Raw genomic sequence first — 15010 nt, 5'->3', positions numbered from 1 at the left:
AACGAGTTTGTTTTTTATCACGAAATCATTAAATTTAAAAGTATAAATTAATGATTATTAGGTTTAAAAAATGAAAAATAATGACGTTACTGATATTGCTATTAATCCAACAACAGGACTACCTATCACAAATGCGAGTTGCAATATCGTAGATGTTGGTGGCAATGTGGTGGGCGAGCCAGGTAGGGTAATGACAGTATTTGAGATTGAAGATTCGATAGGGGGCTCTATAGCAGACGACTGTTTTGATGCATTTGACTCGCTTGATGATGGCTTTTAATGCCCAAAATTTTAAAAGCTTTTAGCCAATACGGAATAGAAGCTGCCTATTCGATTATCGCATTGAGTGTCTCAGGGTTACTGTTTTTACAGTACCAATCAACTAAAAATTTCGCTTGGTTTATCGCTCTAAGTTTGTTTTGCACTAAAATGGCTATTGGCATAATTAACTATGAGCAATATTGCCAAAGCAATAACCCAAGCATGAGAATGATGCTCAAATTTTTGCTATTTAAATTTGTATAATCCTTTGTTTATTTGTCCTAAACGCAAAGCGCTCTGAGTAATCAGGGCGCTTTTTTGTTGAAAGCATTATTTAGACTGTCACAAGATAAAAAAGATAAAAGTTTATATAAAAATGAGTTTTTAAAACTATTAAATACGACTAAATAGGAGAGAGTAACTTAGAGGGGAGTTGGTTCAATGAGTTGATAGACATGCAAAAATACACACCTACCAACCACAAAGAATATACAAATTAGTTTTTATATACCTCTGCTTACGCAAAGGGTAAAAATTAGTAGTTACAAGTGCTAACTAAATTTTTTATGAAATATTTCTATTTTTTGATTTATCTCCATTTATTACAGAGACGGCAGAGGAATAACATTGCTCCCCTTATATTTCGAACTTTAAATGCCTACTCTAATATTTGTAAAGGGCGACCTTTTTAAGTAGGAAACTTAAAATTATTAATTTTTTAGCTGCTTACAAAAATAAATCTCGTTTTATTCCATCATAAATACAAAGATTCATCTAAAAAATAAAGGCAGAACCTGACTCTTATTGAAAATTTGGTGATTGAAAATGATTTAAAATGCTTGACTGTGTTTGTTGGAGCTGTAGTATTACGTGCAATGTATTTAAAAGTTATTAAAAACTAATTAACAGCTGGAGTTGAACGGAAGATGCCAAGCAAACTAGACGAATATAAACACGTAAATTATAGCTGGGATGACTCTGTTGCAGATGAGTTAACCCCAATTGATAGTTTGGTTTACCGCTCGAATATTTTAGGCGCTGACCAACGCATTACTAATACAGGTGGTGGTAACACTTCTGCAAAATTGATTGAAACCGATCCATTAACCGGTGAAGAAGTTGAAGTACTATGGGTTAAAGGCTCAGGCGGAGACTTACGAACAGCTAAAAAAGAAAACTTTTCATCATTATATCAAGGTAAATTAAACGCACTTGATGCTACATATCAAGCGCGTGATGATAAAGGTTATAAACAAGCTGGTGAAGATGCCATGATTGGCATGTACAAGCATTGTAATTTCTGTTTGAACCCACGTGCTTCTTCAATTGACACGCCATTACACTCAATGATTAATGAAAAACACGTTGATCATTTACATCCTAATGCAGTCATTGCAGTTGCTTCTTGTAAAGATCAAAAAGAGCTTACAGAAGTTATTTGGGGTGGAAAAATGGCTTACGTCCCTTGGATGCGTCCAGGTTGGGAAGCAGCTAAGGTATGTGAAGAAGCATATGCTGAGAAACCAGATAGTGTAGGTATCTTGTTAGGCCAGCATGGTCATACTAACTGGGACAGTGAAAGTAAGAGCTGTTATGAAACATCGTTATGGGTAATAGAAACTGCTGCTCGTTATATTGAAGAGCACGACAAAGGTGAGATGACTTTCGGTGGAGCGAAATATAATAGCTTATCTGAAGAGGACAGAAACGAGTTATTAGCTAAGTTTTTGCCTGTAGCCCGTGGCTTGCTTTCTAATAAAGTTAAATTTATTGCAACGGTTCAAACAGACGAAACGGCGCTTCGTTTTGTTAACAGCGTAGATGCACCTCGTTTGGCAAAATTAGGTACTTCGTGCCCAGATCACTTTTTACGCACAAAAATTCAACCGCTATATGTTGATTTTAATCCGCAAACAGATGATTTTGACGCATTAGTAGAGAAGTTAAATGCAGGTATTGAGCAATACCGAGTTGATTATACTGAGTACTACAACAACTGTAAGCGAGATGATTCGCCTGCAATGCGTGATCCAAGCCCGACAGTTATTTTAATACCGGGTGTAGGTATTATCGGCTGGGGTAAAAACAAGAGTGAGTCTCGGGTTACTACTGAATTTTATAATTGTGCTATTGAGGTTATGCGTGGTGCTGAAGCGATCAGTGAGTACACAGCACTGCCTCAACAAGAAGCATTTGATATTGAGTACTGGGCTTTAGAAGAAGCTAAGTTACAACGTATGCCAAAAGAAGCGCCATTAGCACGTGATGTAGTAGTGGTAATTGGCGCTGGTGATGGTATTGGTAAAGAAACAGCATTTAGAGTAGCTAGAGAAGGTGCCCATGTTGTATGCGCTGACTTACGTGAAGAAGCTGCTCAAAAAACAGCTGATGAATTGACTGCTATCTATGGCCAAGGTATCGGTGTAGCCGGCACGGGGATTTCAAGCTGTGGTCCAGCTATTGCTCAAGGTGTTGATATTACTGACCGCGAAAGCGTTAAGAAAATGTTCAAAGAAGTCACGTTGGCTTATGGCGGCATTGATAAAGTAATAGTAACTGCAGGCGTGTTCTTAGCACCTGGCCAACCTGGTATGACGAATGACCAACAATTTGATGTTAGCTTTGCCGTTAATGTTAAAGGTGGTTATATAGTAGGTACTGAAGCTAATGAAATCTGGAAAGCACAAGGCCTTAAAGGCTCACTTGTTCTTACTACGAGCGTTAATGCTGCGGTATCGAAGAAAGGCTCACTAGCCTATGACACATCAAAAGCGGCGGCTAATCACTTAGTTCGTGAGCTAGCCGTTGAACTATCTCCACTTGTTAATGTGAATGGTTTAGCGCCTGCAACGGTTGTTAAAGGTAGCACCATGTTCCCGCGTGACCGTGTAATAGCATCTTTAACTAAATATAAAGTTGAATTTACAGAGTCGGATTCAGATGATGAACTTCGCGATAAGCTCGCTAATTTCTATGCCCAGAGAACGCTAACTAAACAACCTATCACGCCAGAAGATCAAGCAGAAGCTGCTTACTTAATGGTGTCAGGACAGTTGAGCAAAACAACTGGTCAGATTATTAGTGTTGATGGTGGTCTTCACGAAGCTTTCTTACGCTAGGACTGCACTTTTTAGAGCGCTTTTTAAAAGCGCTCATTTATAGGCTGATAAAATACACAATATAAGTATTAGGAATAAATTATGACACAACGTATTGATAAATCACTGATAGCTGATGAAAATGCCCAGTTATTAAGCGACTTAAATGAAGACTACCAAGCATTAGGCAATAAACTTGCGCGTAATGATATCAATATCGAAGACATTACAGAGAAAGCGCAAGCTTTCCAAATTGCAGTGCCATCTTGGGGTACTGGTACCGGTGGTACTCGATTTGCGCGTTTCCCTGGTGAAGGCGAGCCACGTAATATCTGGGAAAAATTAGAAGACAGCGCGGTAATTAATGATTTGTCTCAGTGTACAGAGCGTGTTTCACCTCACTTCCCTTGGGATAAAGTGGATGATTTTACAGAGTTAAAACAATTCTCAGACGAGTTAAACCTAAGCTGGGATTCGATCAACTCGAATACGTTCCAAGATCAACCTGGTCAAGAGCATAGCTTTAAGTACGGAAGCTTAAGTAATACAAGTGCTGAATCACGCGATCTTGCCATTTCACACAACCTTGATTGTATTGAATGGGGTAAAGCGCTGGGCTCTAAAACATTAACGGTTTGGGTTGGTGATGGTTCTAACCACCCAGGCCAACAACATTTCCAAAGTGCTTTTGAGCGTTATCTCGAAAGCATGAAAACAATATATGCCGGCCTTCCAAGTGATTGGGAACTTCATATCGAGCATAAAATGTTCGAACCGGCATTTTACTCAACCATTATTCAAGATTGGGGCAGTAATATCCTTGCAGCTATGGAACTTGGCCCTCAAGCTAAGTCGTTAGTTGATTTAGGGCACCATGCGCCAAACGTGAATATTGAAATGATTGTATCTCGCTTAATTCAATTTAAAAAATTGGGTGGTTTCCATTTCAATGACAGTAAATATGGTGATGATGACCTTGATAGCGGGAGCTTACACCCTTATCAGCAGTTTCTAATTTTTAATGAGCTAGTTGATGCGCAATACCGAAATCAGGAAGGCTTTAACCCTAACTACATGTTAGACCAATCACATAACGTGACCGATCCGATTGAAAGCTTAATGAACTCTGCTGCAAGTGTTCAGCGCTCTTATGTATCAGCCTTGTTAGTTGATCGTAAAAAGTTATCGCAATACCAGCAAGATAATGATGCATTGATGGCCAGCAATACACTGAAAAATGCATTTAACATAGATGTTAGCCCAATCTTAGCGATGGCTCGTTTACGTAAAGGTGGTGCAATTGACCCAGTAGCGACTTATCGTAAAGCTAACTATCGTTCAGCAGTAGCTGTTAAACGCCCATCAAACGGCGGAAACGGCTCAGGTATCGTATAAACACACACAAAGAAGAATCAAACATGCAAAGGTATTTAATTGCCCTTGCATGTTTTGACGAAAACACACACATAAGAATAAAGAACGTCGATTCATTTGTCATAAGAAGAACAAAAATTGGCGCAATGGAGGCAGCATGTCGACAGCAGAAGAATTTGAAACACAGCCCGTTTCTCCCAATAAATTACAATCAGCAAATACGTTTGCTGGTAGCTATGCAGGAGAGCATGTTGCAGGAACAGAATTTGTAATAGGTGCATTATTTGTATCATGGGGAGTAGGGGCCAGTGATATATTATTAGGGTTACTACTAGGTAACCTATTAGCCGTTTTAACTTGGGGTTTGATCACCGCGCCAATAGCCACAGATACGCGATTAACTCTTTACGCCTACCTTGAAAAAATAGCAGGGCCGGGCACTATAAAGCTCTACAGTGTAATAAATGGCATATTATTTTGTGTGCTTGCAGGTGCAATGATAACAGTATCAGCATCAGCTGTTCGTGTTCTTTTTGATATCCCTCCTCAAGTAGATTGGTACCCAACAGATTTAAGATTTGTGCTTGTAGCACTTGGTGTAGGCGCAGTGGTTGTTTTTATGGCCGTGAAAGGGTTTGAAAAATTAGCCGCGTTTGCTGAAATCTGTGCTCCTTGGATGATTCTAATGTTTATTGTTGGTGCCCTAGTACTGTTGCCCACAATTGTCTCAGCTACCAATGGTGTTAATTCAATTAGTAGCCTTACCGACTTTTTAAATATTGCCAGTCAATCAATTTGGGTTGATACAGATAGTGGAATAGGCTTTTGGCATGTAGCTGCTTTTGCTTGGGTTGCTAACTTAGCAATGCATGGTGGAATGGGGGATATGACCCTATTACGTTTTGCTCGTTATTCTCGCTATGGTTATTTCTCGGCATTAGGTATGTTTATTGGCCACTATTTAGCATGGATTTGTGCCGGTATTATGGGCGCAGGTGCAGCTATTTTACTTAATACAACTATTGTGGCACTAGACCCAGGTTCAGTTGCCTTTCAAGCGCTAGGAACTTGCGGGATTATTGCTGTTATTATTGCCGGTTGGACAACTTCAAATCCAACCATATACCGCGCAGGTTTAGCATTTAGTTCATTAAATCATAAGTGGGGCCGTACTAAGGTAACGGTTGTTGTTGGTATTGTTACTACAATTATTGCCTGTTTCCCGTTTGTATTTTCTCAATTGTTAGGCTTTGTTGGGATCATGGGTTTAATGATGGCTCCTGTCGGTGCTGTTATTGTAGCTGAACACTGGATTTTCCCACGTATTGGTTTCACTCGTTATTGGTCAAAATACAAGGGTAATACTACGAATTACGCTGCCATTATCACGTGGTTAAGCTCTCTAGCGGTGAGTTACTTACTTGAAACGTCTGGTACCTTGCACCTATTCTTCATCTTAATTCCAATTTGGATTTTTGCGACGTTGTTGTATTGCGGATTAGCTTATGCAATGGGAGCAAAGAACACATATTCTGAGCAAGCCGTTGCAGAAAGTGCGGAGGCTGAACGTAAGTCAATTGAAGCTGCTTATCTGAAAAAGTTCGAAAGCAATAAGGGCTCACAGCAAAAAGAATCTTTACCAATGATAACTAGGGCTGCTTTTATGGTGTCATATTTGGCTCTATTGGTATGTGCATGCCTAGGTATATTTTCTTACATTAATCAAGATATTGAGCTTGTGAGAACATGGTTAATTGTGCCGACATTGATTTACTTTGTGACTGCCACATTTGCCTATTTACAAAAAAGTAAGGTGGCTCAAGGTGAGCCGTCAGCAGATGCTTTAGAGCAAGAGCTGGCTGCGTCTAAATAAAACATAAGCCACTTTTGAAAAAATAACTAAGCTACTCAGACTATATTTACTATGCCCTGTGTAGCTTTTTTAATACTTAAAATTAATTTTCATAGTTAACTAATAGGAGTTTTAATGACTGATTTACGTGACCTAGTACCACCTGGTGTTGTTAACGCGAGCCAGATGAAGGTATTATTCGATTATGCGAGAGAGAATAACTTTGCTTATCCTGCGGTCAATGTTGTTAGCACTAACTCAATTAATGCGGCACTTGAATCAGCAAAAGAATGCAACTCTCCTATTATTATTCAGCTTTCATATAGTGGATCGGCCTTTTTCGTTGGTAAAGGAGTTGGATTATCAGGCCATGAACCATCTATTGCTGGGGCAATCGCTGCCGCTCATTATGTACATGGTGTCGCTAAGTTTTATGGAATACCTGTCATTTTGCACACGGATCACGCTGCTAAAAAGCTTCTTCCGTGGATTGATGGCTTATTAGATGAAGGCGAGTCGTATTATAACGCCACAGGAAAGCCGTTGTTTAGCTCACATATGCTCGATTTATCAGAAGAGAGCCTGGAAGAAAATACGGCAACGTGTAAAGAGTACTTATCCAAAATGATTAAGCTGGATATGGGTATTGAAATAGAGCTTGGTTGCACTGGTGGTGAAGAAGATGGCGTTGATAACTCTGGCATTGATAGCTCGCTACTATACACACAACCTGAAGATGTTGCTTATGCTTATGAACATCTAATTGAAGTGAGTGATGCCTTCACGATTGCTGCGTCGTTTGGTAATGTGCACGGGGTATATAAGCCAGGAAATGTTAAACTAACGCCTCTCATCCTTAAAAACTCACAGGCATATGTTCAAGATAAGTATGAACTTGCACATAATAGCTTAAACTTTGTTTTTCATGGTGGCTCAGGGTCTTCAGCAGCAGAAATTAAAGAAGCTATCAGTTACGGCGTCATAAAAATGAATATAGATACCGATACTCAATGGGCTTGCTGGCAAGGCGTACATAAGTACTATGAGAACAACAGTGACTATTTGCAAACTCAGATTGGCTCACCGAATGATCCTGATTCACCAAATAAAAAATACTATGACCCTCGAGTATGGCTGCGCCAAATAGAGCTATCTATGGCCAAAAGACTTTGCCTAACTTTTAAAGAACTCAACTGTATCAATAGATACTGATCGCAAAAAAGAGCTTGAGTATCCTCGGTGATATTCAAGCTTTCCCACACATTCTGAACTACATCCCACTTAACACAATATAGAGCTTGATTATGGATAATATAAAAAGTCATTTCAAAGTCTTATTTTATACTTCGTTTTTGTCGTTTGTTATAAGCCCTGCCTACGCAGATGAATCCCCCCCCCTAATATTGTGCTGATCCTATCAGACGATCATGCTTGGTATGATTATGGATTTATGGGACACCCTGTTGTCAAAACGCCTACACTCGATAAATTAGCCCGGGATGGTCTGACATTTAAGGCTGGATATGTACCCACTGCATTATGCAGACCTTCTTTGGCTACAATAGCCACCGGATATTACGCGTCAACCATTGGTATCACAGGTAACACCCCTACGTTTTCAGTATATGGTAAAAAAGGATCCGCTGAGCATAATGCACAACGTGAAAAGCTAATTTCTAAAATTGATAATGTTGATACATTACCTCAGCTTCTAAAACCAAAAGGGTATGTCTCTTTTCAATCCGGTAAATGGTGGGAAGGAAGTTATAAGCGAGGCGGTTTTGATGAGGGGATGACTCGTGGTTTTCCTGAAAAAGGCGGTCGTCATGGTGATGATGGGCTTAAAATTGGCCGTGAAGGTATGGAGCCTGTGACCTCATTCATAGATAGAGCGGTTAAAGACAAAAAACCTTTCTTGGTATGGTACGCACCCTACATGCCGCACTCACCTCATAATCCCGTTGATAGGATTTATAAAAAATACAAGTCGTTAGACTTGCCCGAGTCAGTAAAAAAATACTATGCAATGATAGAGTGGTTTGATGAAACAAATGCAACACTACTCAATCACCTGGAAGAAAAAGGGGTTAAAAATAATACTATTATTGTTTACGTCTCAGATAACGGCTGGATATCAAATCCTGATAGATTAAACAGTTTTTTACCACGCTCAAAACAAAGCCCGAGTGAGGCAGGAGTTCGAACACCTATTATCTTTTCATGGCAAGATAGGCTTAAGCCGCAATTACGACATGACTTAATAAGTAGCATTGATATCGTTCCTACATTACTTGGGGCGGTAGGCTTACCTATCCCAAAAGATATGCCTGGTTTGAATCTGATGGATAATATGCTCTCGGAAACCTCTATTGATCGCGAAGCTATTTTTGGGGAGGGTTTTGCACATGATATTGCTGATTTAGATGACCCTGAAGGTTCACTGATGTACAGGTGGGTTATTGATAGCGATTGGAAGTTAATATTAAGCTACGATGGAAAAACTGATAAATATCGTAAACGTCATACCACATTAACGAGCCCGCAGTTGTTTCACCTTGCGACTGATGAGCATGAGCAACATAACTTAATTACGCAATATCCTGAGGTGGCTGCTAAGCTGGCGAAAAAAATCGAGCAATGGTATCCATTAAAAAAACGTAAAGTAATTCAATAGATTCCTCAAAATTTGTGACATCAAATGTGGTTAAATCTACGGTAAGTTTTTAGTCACAAAGCACTTGCCATCAATAAAAGCCTCCAATGAGGCTTTTATTGATGTCGGTAGTATCTATTTAATCGCAATGCCTTATCCGATTTGAATCGATGTTTCAGGAAATTTAAGTGGCTGTAATTTAGGCTTAGTAAAACAATATGCAAAAGTAAGTGGTCCCACTCTTCCTATCAACATAAGTAAAATAATAACCACTTGGCTTGGTGTACTTAAACTACCCGTGAAGTCGCGAGATAAACCGACTGTACTGAGCGCTGAAATTGTTTCAAAAGTGATGTCTAAAAGCGAAGCTTGCTCTATTTTACTGATCACCATGATGCTTAAAAAAGCAGTGAACAAGTATAGTACTAACACGCTAAGTGCTTTTATAACAAGCCTATCACTTAGTTGTCTGTTGAATACGGTGACTTGTGGTTTATGGCGTAAGTAACTATACATGGCCAGCAGTAAAATAATAAATGTGCCTATTTTTATACCGCTAGCTGTACTTACTGAGCCACCGCCTATTATCATTAACAGTAACGTAAGTAATGTGGAATCGGCGGTGAGATCGCTAATAGCTAAGGTGTTGAATCCTGCTGTACGTGGTGTCACAGCCTGAAACCATGCTGCCAATATTTGGTCATCAAAAGGTAAAGAGGCAAGCGTAGCAGGGTTTGAATATTCAAATAAAAAAATAAGTAAAAATGCACAGCTATTTATAATTGCCGTTGCTATGAGTACCAGCCGCGTGTTGGTGGATAATTTAGACCAACGACGCTGTTGATAAATATCGATTAAAACAGTAAACCCTAGCCCTCCTACGATAAATAAACCGCTAATGATAAAGTTTGTTGCGGCATCGCTCTTAAAGGTCGCTAGGCTATTACTATGAAGTGCAAAGCCTGCATTATTAAATGCAGAAATAGTATAAAAAAGGCTTTGGTACGCAGCCTGCGTTACACTGTATTTATCTATCCAATTGATGAATAGCAGTAAAAAAGCTATAGATTCAATGATTAACGAATATAAGACCACACACTTTGCTATGTGTATCACGCCATTTAAATCGCTGGTATCAAATGCTTGGCTTGCAAGTAAGCGCTGCTTTAATCCCAAGTTTTTTCCCATAGTTAAGAAAGAAATAACAGCGAGGGTCATAAAACCAATTCCGCCAATTTGAATAAGTACCATAACAACACTTTGGCCAAATGTAGTCAGCACCGTTCCTGTATCAACCACTACCAGGCCTGTTACTGTAACCGCTGAAGAGGCAGTAAAAAATGCCTGCATAAAACTAAGTGACTGAACACTTGCAACGGGTAACAACAATAAACCAGTGCCCAACACAATGAGTACAATAAACCCACATGTTAAGATTAAAGGAGGATTAATTTGTTTTTTAAAGCCATTTAAACGGTGATTAAATGGCTTAGGGAGTACATTAGCTTGCCAGTTAATCATAGCGCTTTGAACCGTTTAGTGAGCTTTGTTAGGTAATGTTTAGAGCCCAATAGCACAAGGCTGTCGCCATGACGTAGTTCAGTATCCAAATTAAGTTCGGTATTAAAACTGTCGTCCCGGCGCAATGTGAGTGGTTTTATATCTGAATTGCGTTCTTTTAAAAGCCAGCCGATTGTGCGGCCCGATAAATGTAAATCGATGGCAAGCTCAACAATAAACGTAGATTGTGTAAGCGCAAAGTACTGATTAACCATCGGATAGTTAAGTGCATTTGCTACTCTTAGGCCCATTTCCTCTTCTGGGTGGATTATTCGAGATACACCAAGTCGACTTAAAATTTGATGATGGCTTTTAGAGCATGCTTTTACCCATATTTGTTTAACTCCCACGTTTTTTAGATGCAGTACACATAAAATACTTGCCTCAATATTTTCGCCAATTGCTACCAATACAGCCTGAGAACTGGTTAAGTCTAACTGTGCAAGTTGATTTTCATCACTGGCATCTAAAATAACGGTATAATTTAGTTGATTAGCATACATGTTAATGGTGTTTTCGCTTATATCGGCAGCACATACATGATGCCCTTGATTTGCAAGTTCAAGCGAAGCTGTAACACCGAAACTACCTAGCCCGATAACTGTAAATTGTGCCATGCTGGCTCCTTTAAAAAGTGCTTCACGACAAAGGCTAAGGCTTTTAAAAAAATAAACACGTTACCAGAGGTAAACTTTACAAAGATTTAATACAGGGTTTAAAAATCTTTATAAAAACTTTATACAGGGCCTTTTAAAAAGAAGTAATCTATAAACATAGCGTTTTTGAGAGAGCACAATGAATATTGATACGTGTTTTAAAGGGGTTTTAGTAACTACAGTCACACCTATTTTGATTGTATTAGCTATTTTTCCTATGCGAGATTGGTTAACCACCACCGACATAGTTATGTTGCAATTACTTTGGGTTGCATGGGTTGCGGTGCGTCAAAATGCGGCTTTGGCGGCGATAACGACATTGGTGAGTGTGGCATGTACTGACTGGTTTTTTGTGATGCCTTATTTTACGTTTCATATCGAAAAAATTGAGTACTTAGTCACCTTTATTGTCATGCTGATTGTAGGGTTAATGATTAGTCAATTAGCTGGGGAGCTAAGTAAAAATGTTAGAGATACGCAATTACATGCTAATAACACCCGGTGTTTATACGAGTTAGCAAAAACGCTTAATGGCTTAGATGATATAGCACAGCAACGTAAGGTATTTACAATAGCAATAGAAGGGCATTTAGGTATTTTACTCAAGTGGGATAGTAAAGAAGGGAATGCTAAAAATTGTGAAGAGTATTTTACTGTTAAACATAATACTCAGTGGGGAGGATTTTATACTGATACGAGTCTGACAGCAGAAAAGCGAGCATTCATCGACACCGCACTGTCATTATTATTTCAGGTTCACGAAAATTCAATACTAAGAAGTGAATCCGCTGCTATGCAAGTAAAAGCCGAGTTGGAGGGAGCTAAAAACGCGTTGCTTCGTAGCTTATCGCATGACTTAAGAACACCTCTGGCGACTATTATGGGTGCATCGAGTATGTTAGCCGATGAAAATATCGAATTAAAGCAGGACATCATTACTGAGCAAGCGAAAAATATTTATGAACAAAGCGAAATCCTAAATCAGCACTTTAATAAAGTAATGGAGTTAAGCCGAGTAAATAAAATCGGTGAACAGTTAGTATGGCAAACGATTAATGTTCACACCTTAGTTACAGAGGCTAAGGGTCGTAGGCAACAGCAATTGAGCAACTTTAATTTAGAGCTAGCGTTTGATAAGGCTACGGAATGTTTAGGTGATATAACGCTGCTTGAAATAGCGCTCGCAAATATATTCGAAAACGCTGCGCGTTATGGAGATGGTGTAGCCACAGTGCAATTTACTACAAAGGAAACCGATAATGTAATGCATTATAAAATATCAGTTAGTAACCAAATAGTGAATAAACGGGCTAGTGCAGATGAAGGTGTTGGGCTCGGCAGCGTAATTTGTGATGTAGCTGCAAAGTTTCATCAAGGTGAGTTTATGTTAAGGGTGGATGATCAAACGAAAATAGCTACAGCAACTCTCAGTTGGGGAGGTAAGCATGGCTAATGTTTTGATTCTTGAAGATTCACCACCCCTACAGAGTTTTTTAAAAACACTATTAAAAGCTAGTGGGTATAACGTATTTATCCGAGCCAATGGGCTCGATGGCTTTGCGTTAATGAGTGAGCAAAACTTTGATTTAGTTCTGCTAGATTTAGGACTACTCGATATGGATGGCCAAGCTTGGTTAATTGAGGCACGTCAATGGTGTCAAATCCCAATATTAGTTCTTTCTGCTCGTGATGGTGAAGTTGAAAAAGTAACCGCTCTGGATAATGGGGCTAATGACTATATTACAAAGCCTTTTAGTGCAAATGAGCTGTTAGCTAGAATGCGAGTACTATTAAGGGCTAATACGCAACCAAGTATGGTATTGCAATGCGGACAAATAACCATCGATCCTCATAAGCATATAGTGAAGCTTGACAATGGCGAAGTAAAACTGACTAACAAAGAATATAAAATTTTACTCTTGTTGTTTCAAAACAAGGATAAAGTTTTAACACATAACGCTATTTTGAGTGATGTTTGGGGTGAGCAATATATTGAGCGCCCTGAATATGTTCGTGTCCACATAGCACAGCTTAGGCAAAAGCTAGAGGTTAACCCTGCTAACCCGGTACATATTCTAACTGAACCTGCAGTAGGGTATAGATTAGTAGAGTGAAAATTTTTAAATATAAAGCGTATGAAATAACACTGTGGTTGGATAAAAGCTAAGTTATTAGTCGCATTTAAGAAACAGTCTTTTTTATTATTGCCAATATACAGGCAATATTAAGTGGCGTATATTTATCCAATACACAATAACTATATGTTCTATTGGAAGTAAAATGATTATTTCAGCCTCTACAGATTACCGCAAAGCTGCTAAAGCTAAACTACCTCCTTTTCTATTTCATTATATTGATGGAGGCTCATACAAAGAACATACACTAAATAGAAATGTACAAGATTTATCTGATGTAGCCTTAAGGCAGCGTGTTTTAAAAGATATGTCTGACCTAGATTTAAGTGCGGAGCTATTTGGGGAGAAGTTAGACCTACCTTTAATTTTGGCGCCTGTAGGCTTAACTGGCATGTATGCACGACGTGGGGAAGTACAAGCTGCTAAGGCTGCAGAAAATAAAGGGATCCCTTTTACAATGTCTACAGTGTCAGTGTGTCCAATAGAAGAAGTTACTCCTAACATTGACCGCGCAATGTGGTTTCAGTTGTATGTTTTGAAAGACCGAGGCTTTATGAAAAATGCGCTAGAAAGAGCAAAGGCTTCTGGCGTGAAAACCCTTGTATTCACAGTAGATATGCCTGTACCAGGTGCGCGATACCGAGATATGCACTCTGGCATGAGTGGCCCATTCGCAGCGTCAAAACGAATATTACAAGCTATGACACATCCTCGCTGGGCTGTGGATGTGGGTTTGATGGGTAAACCTCACGATCTTGGAAATATATCTGCATATCGCAACGAAAAAACGTCTTTAGTCGATTATATTGGTTGGCTTGGTAACAACTTTGACCCATCGATTAGCTGGAAAGATCTTGAATGGATAAGAGATTTTTGGGATGGTCCAATGATAATTAAGGGTATTTTAGATGAAGAAGACGCTAAAGATGCAGTTCGCTTCGGCGCAGATGGGATTGTTGTATCCAATCATGGTGGTCGACAACTTGATGGCGTTTTGTCGTCGGCTAGAGCTTTACCTAAGATAGCCGACGCAGTGAAGGGTGATATAAAAATTCTCGTAGACTCAGGTATCCGAAACGGGCTTGATGTAGTCAGAATGTTGGCTTTAGGTGCCGATTCCGCGATGTTAGGGCGATCCTATATTTATGCATTAGCAACGAATGGCCAAAAAGGCGTTGAGCATTTACTAGACCTTTATGAAAAAGAGATGAGAGTAGCGATGACGTTGACTGGTGCAAAATCAATTAATGAATTAGGTCCACATTCTTTGGTTGCATATTAATAGTTGTTCTGAACTACAGGAAAACCTATTTATTAGGAGTCCTAGCAGTTATGTGGAAACAAAACGCTTTAATTACACCATATTTTTATTAAATATGGTGTATTAGACCAAGCATAGATAAGACATATTATTTTTTGTA

At 39.2% G+C, this 15010-nt stretch carries 11 protein-coding genes; 9 read left to right on the top strand and 2 right to left on the bottom strand.

Annotated features, from left to right (window positions below; all coding sequences use genetic code 11):
• Positions 1–70: 70 nt before the first annotated feature.
• From SJY38_RS16670 to SJY38_RS16645, 6 genes are all read left to right on the top strand, one after another.
• On the top strand, positions 71–280 hold the full coding sequence (locus tag SJY38_RS16670; protein ID WP_377110310.1) for a hypothetical protein: 210 nt from the start codon (positions 71–73) through the stop codon (positions 278–280).
• Positions 281–1187: 907 nt separating this feature from the next.
• On the top strand, positions 1188–3380 hold the full coding sequence (locus SJY38_RS16665; RefSeq protein WP_377110309.1) for a bifunctional rhamnulose-1-phosphate aldolase/short-chain dehydrogenase: 2193 nt from the start codon (positions 1188–1190) through the stop codon (positions 3378–3380).
• Between the two features lie 81 nt (positions 3381–3461).
• Positions 3462–4754, top strand: coding sequence for an L-rhamnose catabolism isomerase (rhaI, locus tag SJY38_RS16660; protein WP_377110308.1), 1293 nt, complete (start codon positions 3462–3464; stop codon positions 4752–4754).
• 136 nt (positions 4755–4890) lie between these two features.
• Positions 4891–6606: a nucleoside transporter gene (locus SJY38_RS16655; protein ID WP_377110307.1), complete on the top strand. Its 1716-nt coding sequence runs from the start codon at positions 4891–4893 to the stop codon at positions 6604–6606.
• A 114-nt stretch (positions 6607–6720) separates the two neighbouring features.
• Positions 6721–7797, top strand: a complete 1077-nt coding sequence (gene fbaA / locus SJY38_RS16650) for a class II fructose-bisphosphate aldolase (RefSeq protein ID WP_377110306.1) — start codon at positions 6721–6723, stop codon at positions 7795–7797.
• A gap of 175 nt (positions 7798–7972) precedes the next feature.
• Positions 7973–9259 (top strand): sulfatase, encoded by a 1287-nt coding sequence (locus tag SJY38_RS16645; protein WP_377110330.1) that lies wholly within the window; start codon positions 7973–7975, stop codon positions 9257–9259.
• Between the two features lie 132 nt (positions 9260–9391).
• Here SJY38_RS16645 and SJY38_RS16640 read toward each other — a convergent pair whose 3' ends face one another.
• Together SJY38_RS16640 and SJY38_RS16635 are read right to left on the bottom strand one after the other, a co-directional pair.
• Positions 9392–10759, bottom strand: coding sequence for a TrkH family potassium uptake protein (locus SJY38_RS16640; protein WP_377110305.1), 1368 nt, complete (start codon positions 10757–10759; stop codon positions 9392–9394).
• Positions 10756–11415, bottom strand: a complete 660-nt coding sequence (locus tag SJY38_RS16635; protein WP_377110304.1) for a potassium channel family protein — start codon at positions 11413–11415, stop codon at positions 10756–10758. The genes SJY38_RS16640 and SJY38_RS16635 overlap by 4 nt, the downstream gene beginning before the upstream one ends.
• A 178-nt stretch (positions 11416–11593) precedes the next feature.
• On the opposite strand from SJY38_RS16635, the gene SJY38_RS16630 reads away from it, so the two are divergent.
• The 3 genes from SJY38_RS16630 to lldD all read left to right on the top strand — a co-directional run bounded on the left by SJY38_RS16630 (position 11594) and on the right by lldD (position 14871).
• On the top strand, positions 11594–12907 hold the full coding sequence (locus SJY38_RS16630; protein WP_377110303.1) for a DUF4118 domain-containing protein: 1314 nt from the start codon (positions 11594–11596) through the stop codon (positions 12905–12907).
• Positions 12900–13568 (top strand): response regulator, encoded by a 669-nt coding sequence (locus SJY38_RS16625; RefSeq protein WP_377110302.1) that lies wholly within the window; start codon positions 12900–12902, stop codon positions 13566–13568. The genes SJY38_RS16630 and SJY38_RS16625 overlap by 8 nt, the downstream gene beginning before the upstream one ends.
• Positions 13569–13734: 166 nt before the next feature.
• A complete protein-coding gene (gene lldD, locus SJY38_RS16620; protein WP_377110301.1) occupies positions 13735–14871 on the top strand; it encodes an FMN-dependent L-lactate dehydrogenase LldD in 1137 nt (378 codons plus the stop codon).
• Positions 14872–15010: the final 139 nt, after the last annotated feature.

This window comes from Pseudoalteromonas sp. R86517 (assembly GCF_042466295.1).
Lineage (GTDB): Bacteria > Pseudomonadota > Gammaproteobacteria > Enterobacterales > Alteromonadaceae > Pseudoalteromonas > Pseudoalteromonas atlantica.
The sequence above is the reverse complement of the archived record's forward strand: the minus strand, read 5'-3'. Positions and strand labels throughout refer to the sequence as shown.